The 3,306-nt window shown below is 41.4% G+C and carries 4 protein-coding genes and 1 pseudogene; all 5 read right to left on the bottom strand.

What is annotated here, in order from left to right; translation table 11 throughout:
* A partial coding sequence (locus BHE89_RS25710; protein WP_171742500.1) for a hypothetical protein occupies positions 1-151 on the bottom strand: 151 nt, incomplete at its 3' end.
* Positions 152-223: 72 nt separating this feature from the next.
* Complete coding sequence (ilvE, locus tag BHE89_RS12990; RefSeq protein WP_069369927.1) at positions 224-1,150, bottom strand: branched-chain-amino-acid transaminase; 927 nt, start codon at positions 1,148-1,150, stop codon at positions 224-226.
* 10 nt (positions 1,151-1,160) lie between these two features.
* The gene (gene ilvM, locus BHE89_RS12995) at positions 1,161-1,436 is read right to left on the bottom strand and encodes an acetolactate synthase 2 small subunit (protein ID WP_023583660.1); all 276 of its coding nucleotides are present in this window, start codon (positions 1,434-1,436) and stop codon (positions 1,161-1,163) included.
* Positions 1,433-3,082: an acetolactate synthase 2 catalytic subunit gene (gene ilvG, locus BHE89_RS13000; RefSeq protein WP_069369928.1), complete on the bottom strand. Its 1,650-nt coding sequence runs from the start codon at positions 3,080-3,082 to the stop codon at positions 1,433-1,435. The genes ilvM and ilvG overlap by 4 nt, the downstream gene beginning before the upstream one ends.
* Positions 3,083-3,229: 147 nt before the next feature.
* Positions 3,230-3,304: pseudogene (locus tag BHE89_RS25715) on the bottom strand (IlvGEDA operon leader peptide); the annotation flags it as partial.
* Between the last annotated feature and the right edge of the window lie 2 nt (positions 3,305-3,306).

Genomic DNA, 3,306 nt, shown 5'->3' on the forward strand with positions numbered 1-3,306 from the left:
CATGACCCGGCACAAATTGCGTAAATGAGTTCACCACTGCAATAATAGGTTTACCAAAATCAGCATCCGTCATTCCCGTTGCACGCCATAAGGCACGGGCTCCCGCCATATTACGACCATGTGTCGTTGTCGCTGAACGGTATTTAGGCATTTTTCACACTCCTGCGGTAAAGAAAGCGAGTAGGGAACGAGCTACCCGCTAAATAAATTTATTTGATTATGCTTATGAATTGATTGGATCTAACCAGCCGTATTTATCTTCTGTCTCACCGGTGAACAGACCAAAGAATGCTTTTTGAATTGCTTTAGTCACGGGTCCACAACGTCCGATACCGACTTGAATACCATCAACACTACGTACTGGTGTTATCTCTGCGGCTGTACCTGACATAAAGACTTCATCTGCAAGATAAAGTGATTCACGAGAAAGGACTTGTTCACGCACTTCATAACCGAGATCTTTTGCTAATTTGATGATGGCATCACGTGTGATCCCAGGTAGCGCTGATGAAGTAAATGGAGGTGTAAAAATAACACCATCTTTTACTTCAAATAGATTTTCACCTGCGCCTTCGGATAAGTAGCCATGGACATCTAATGCAATCCCTTCTTGATAACCATGACGACGAGCTTCGCTTCCCACTAAGAGTGAAGATAAATAGTTGCCACCCGCTTTTGCTGCAGTTGGAATAGTATTTGGTGCAGCACGATGCCAAGAAGAAACCATCGCATCAATCCCTTTATCTAACGCCTCCTCACCTAAATATGCCCCCCATGGGAATGCTGCAATGATCACATCTGTTTTATAACCCGCAGGTGGATTTACACCCATACCAACATCACCAATAAAAACTAATGGACGAATATAAGCACTGACTAATTTGTTTTTGCGTAAGGTTTCACGACATGCTTCCATTAACTCATCAACGCTTTGTTCAACAGGCATACGATAAATTTTGGCTGAATCATGTAAACGTTGCATGTGTTCACGATGGCGAAAGACCACTGGGCCTTTATGAGAATCATAACAACGCACACCTTCAAACACAGAAGTTCCATAATGCAATGCATGAGACATCACATGAACTTTTGCCTCAGCCCAAGGAACCATTTCACCGTTAAACCAAATATAATCAGCTTGCTTTGTCATTCTTTTATCCTTACATGGCACTTAGTGCATTCATGAATCGTAATTTTTCTTTCTGTTGATGTGATACTTGAATACCTGCAACGTCAGCTAATTTTGTTAACTGGCTGCACAGAAGTTCTAATGGTCGCTGACTACTCACTGTCAGACTTAAATTGATATTATTACTTTCAGTGATATTCATATTCATTGAGCATATATGAAAACCACGATGACGAATAACTCTCAGGATACGTTCTAAGATCTCTGGACAAAAACGGGCTTCAATTGTGATATTGTGTTGGTTCATTTTGATTTCTCCATCATCTCATCATTACTTGCGCCCGGCGGGACTAAAGGCCAGACATTTTCTGCGTCATCGATAGATACCTGTAATAAGTAAGGGCCATCGCTCTCTAATAAACATTTTATTGCATCAGCAACCTGTGCTTTTTCTGTGATGCGTTGCCCTGGAATATCAAAAGCTTTTGCCAAGGCAACAAAGTCTGGATTATCTGTTAAAATTGTTTCGCTATAACGTTGTTCAAAAAACAACTCTTGCCATTGGCGCACCATACCAAGGCGTTGGTTATCTAATAACACTAATTTAATAGGTAATTGCTTACGTTTAATTGTGCCCAATTCCTGCACATTCATCATAAAAGAGCCATCACCAGATACGCAGATAACACATGCATCAGGTCTCGCAATTTGAGCACCAACTGCCGCTGGGATACCAAATCCCATGGTGCCTAAACCACTTGAAGTGATAAAATTTTCAGGCGCATCAAATGTCATATGTTGTGCTGACCACATTTGATGTTGACCTACATCCGTTGTCACAACCGTATTTTCAGGTTTTGCATCTGATAATTGTTTTAATAATAATGGAGCATAAATTGCAGCGCCGGGATGATCATAACGCCACGCATGTTCTGCTTTTAATTCTTGTACTTCTTGTTGCCAAGAAGCGATAGATAATGGCTGAGACAAAGCAGGTAATAACACTTTCGCATCACCCAATAACGCAACATGCGCCTGTTTCAATTTATTTAATTCTGCATGGTCAATATCGATATGGATAACTTTGGCATTAGGTGCAAAAGTATTTAATCGCCCAGTAACACGATCATCAAAACGTGCACCAACAGCGATTAATAAATCACTACGTTGCACGGCATAATTTGCCGCTTTAGTACCATGCATACCTAACATACCTAAATAATTAGCATCGAATGCATCGGCACAGCCTAGCCCTTTCAAGGTAGAAACAACGGGTATTTTTGTTTGCTTCACAAATTCTCTTAGTGTTTCCACTGCATGACTCATAGCAACACCACCACCGACATACAAAATGGGTTTGTGTGCCTCCGCTAACATCTGCTTAGCTTGAGTCAACTCTTTCGTTGGATAAGGAAATTCTTGCTCTTCTGGTAGTTCATAATTTGATAAATGGGAAGCATCAGCCAATTGAACATCTTTAGGAATATCAATTAAAACAGGTCCAGGGCGACCTTGAGATGCAATAGAAAATGCTTCTGATAACACCCTTGGTAATTCATCAACGGTCGAAACTAAAAAACTGTGTTTTGTACACGCTAATGAAAGACCTAAAACGTCAATCTCTTGGAATGCATCAGTACCAATTAAATTGGAAGCGACTTGCCCAGTGATAGCAACAACAGGCACAGAATCTAACAATGCATCAGCAAGTCCAGTGATAACATTAGTAGCGCCTGGGCCTGATGTCGCGATACAAACACCTGTCGTACCAGTAGAACGAGCAAAACCAATAGCAGCAATTGCGGCACCTTGTTCATGGCGACATAAAACATGCTCAACACCTCCATCATAAAGGGCATCGTAAACAGGCATGATCGCACCGCCAGGATAACCAAAGACTGTTTCGACTTGATGTTTTCGTAATGCCTGTACTAACCACTGTGCTCCATTCATTCTTTCACCCTTCCATCTTAACTTCTTGTTTAATTTGAGTTTATTTTCTATTTAATCTCTTTTTCAAACTTAGGCTCAAAAAAACCCCCCGCGCCTTTCGGTGCGGGGGTTTTTAAGAGATCCGGCTAGTTTAGTTAGCCTTTCTTCTCCTAGTGCAGCCCCGCACGGTGGGTTAATAATCACCACCACGCTGACAATAATTAGGCTAATCACTAGGACGATAG

This window comes from Shigella sp. FC1967 (assembly GCF_001743005.1).
In the GTDB taxonomy this organism is placed as follows: Bacteria; Pseudomonadota; Gammaproteobacteria; order Enterobacterales; family Enterobacteriaceae; genus Proteus.

Bases quoted from the DNA above. Each gene is read 5' to 3' on its own strand.
- ilvG (WP_069369928.1), bottom strand. From the start codon at position 3,082: ATGAATGGAGCACAGTGGTTAGTACAGGCATTACGAAAACATCAAGTC.
- ilvM (WP_023583660.1), bottom strand. From the start codon at position 1,436: ATGAACCAACACAATATCACAATTGAAGCCCGTTTTTGTCCAGAGATC.
- ilvE (WP_069369927.1), bottom strand. From the start codon at position 1,150: ATGACAAAGCAAGCTGATTATATTTGGTTTAACGGTGAAATGGTTCCT.